At 40.8% G+C, this 2123-nt stretch carries 2 protein-coding genes; one reads left to right on the top strand and one right to left on the bottom strand.

The window, feature by feature from the left end; translation table 11 throughout:
* Positions 1-153 precede the first annotated feature (153 nt).
* Positions 154-1233, bottom strand: a complete 1080-nt coding sequence (locus tag LD39_RS19945; protein ID WP_035552599.1) for an NAD(P)/FAD-dependent oxidoreductase — start codon at positions 1231-1233, stop codon at positions 154-156.
* 191 nt (positions 1234-1424) lie between these two features.
* Between LD39_RS19945 and LD39_RS19950 the strand changes: the two genes are divergently transcribed.
* Complete coding sequence (locus LD39_RS19950; RefSeq protein ID WP_035552602.1) at positions 1425-1922, top strand: universal stress protein; 498 nt, start codon at positions 1425-1427, stop codon at positions 1920-1922.
* The last annotated feature ends 201 nt before the right edge of the window (positions 1923-2123 follow it).

Consider the following 2123-nt stretch of genomic DNA (forward strand, 5'->3'; position numbering starts at 1 on the left):
CCCACGGAAAGCGAGTGATTTCCAGGACCTCCTAATTCTGCGCCGAGTGAAGGAAACATGCTGCCTATCATCTACAAATCGGGTCTTCCACAATCCTGCACTATAGATTAATAAAGGTATGGGGATTTATTGAATAACTATAAATTAAAATTATCAGCTAAATGGTCGGAGCAGATGACTAAGAACCTTTAATAGCCCCCAGTTTTCGCCCGTGAAAACTCTTTCTACTGCATTTACTCGGAGAGACTTTGTTACCAAATCAAGCTGATCGTTGCTTAACTTTTCGATTGTCTTTCGATATCTCAGTGAATTTTGATAATCTTTGAAGAGTGGCTTACAGAGCTTATCATAATCTCCTAGTCCGCATAAATCCTGTGCTGCATAAATTCCGCTGAGAATAGAGCCTGTCTGTCCAAAACCTAAAAAAGGTTTAATTGCGCCCATACAGTTACCCGCGAAAAAAATATTTCCAATCCGTGGGTAATCGCACTTTCCAACGACGTAATCCCTAATCGAAAGATCTTCTTTGGTAGATAATTCCTGACCGAGTGTTTGCGAGACACGTTTTACTGATTCTTTCCATAACTTTTTTTTATCCTGAACCGATTGGTCATCGTATTGAGGATAGACTAATACGAGAGTCGCTTCTGAATCCGAGTGAGGAAGTAGGTACAGCATTCCTTTAGGGGCCAATTCTGTGTCAAACCATGCATGTACTTCATTACGAATAAAATTCCCGTTCACGACAGCGCCTGCAAATGTAGATTTAAACTCGATATGAAAAGGTTGAAATTGTTGGGTATCCAATGGTTCGCCCGTTGCTACTACCACGTGGGTATAGTCTTTGGAAATCTCTTTAGGGGTAACGTGTTGATTGTGGATGGGACTAGCTGTTAATTGTTCCGCTAACTGCTTTTCATAAGCTTCCTTATGATTCCCTCGCATATTGATAAAGCCTAAATTTCCTTCAACGTATGCCGTTTCATTGGGGGAGTGGACATGTATTCTTTGAATGTTTGAAGTTGGTTTTAAATGTATTCCATGACTTTCGGAGAGAAACTTTATAAAATCGTCGATTGGGCTGTGGAGAATCGGGGTGATCAACTCTGCGATTGTTAAATCGAATCCCACGCTTCTCTGTTTTTCAAATATATCCGCAGAGTGCCCGTGCTTTTCCAACGTCAATGCACAGGAAAGACCTGCAAGACCGGCACCGATAATCGCTATCTTCATGAATGTTTCCTCCTTTTTTATAGTGTTCGTATTGGGGTCGGTTTTATTCTTTTGCCAGATACAATAGCGGGCGAGTGAACATTCATAAAGACCAGCTAAAAAAGAACTTAAACTGATCGAAAAAGGGTAAATAAGGTATAAGTTCACGAACAATTCCTGATACTCAATAAAAAAGAAAGGGATGGTATGAGATGTATAACAAGATCGTAGCCGCTTTTGATGGATCAGAAGGAAGTATGAAAGCGCTTGAACATGCTATAGGACTGGCAAAATCCAACCATGCTCAACTGGCCGTTGTTCACGTGGAAAAAGGGGAGAGAAGGGACCCTCATAATTCCTTGAAATCAGGGAGTGATATGAGTGTGAACTACGGTGGTGCTGATGTAAAAGCTTATGAAGGAGACGTCAATGAGATAGATTTTTCCCCCAGTGACTTAAAAGCGAAACATAGCGATCATGAAATTTTTTCTGAAGCGAAAAAGCGTGCAAGCCAAGAAGGCGTTTCGGTATTCTATGAAGTCCTGAAGGGAGAACCGGTCAAACGGATATGCAAGTATGCTTCTGCCAACGATGCAGATGTTATTGTCATTGGCAGCCGTGGGGTCAGCGGAATCAAGAAGTTTATGCTGGGAAGTATAAGTGAAAAGGTAGCGAAAGAAGCGGATGTTCCTGTAACGATTATAAAATAACGGTTTGGTAAAAGCCTGCTCTCTCTAGTTAGATGAGAGCAGGCTTTTTTATAGCTATTATAGACAAAAACGAGTATCCTAACTGTCTTTCGTTGAATACTTCAACGATCTCAATTTAGAGGGTTGGGATATGATTATTTGCTTAACTGGTTGTGACAACCTGTGTTATAGTGTAAAATTACACTTAATTAATAGGGGGGG

This window comes from Halobacillus sp. BBL2006 (assembly GCF_000786645.1).
Taxonomy (GTDB): Bacteria; Bacillota; Bacilli; order Bacillales; family Halobacillaceae; genus Halobacillus.

What these genes read in the sequence shown, in the direction of transcription:
- LD39_RS19950 (WP_035552602.1), top strand. Translation starts at nt 1,425, where the DNA reads ATGTATAACAAGATCGTAGCCGCTTTTGATGGATCAGAAGGAAGTATG.
- LD39_RS19945 (WP_035552599.1), bottom strand. Translation starts at nt 1,233, where the DNA reads ATGAAGATAGCGATTATCGGTGCCGGTCTTGCAGGTCTTTCCTGTGCA.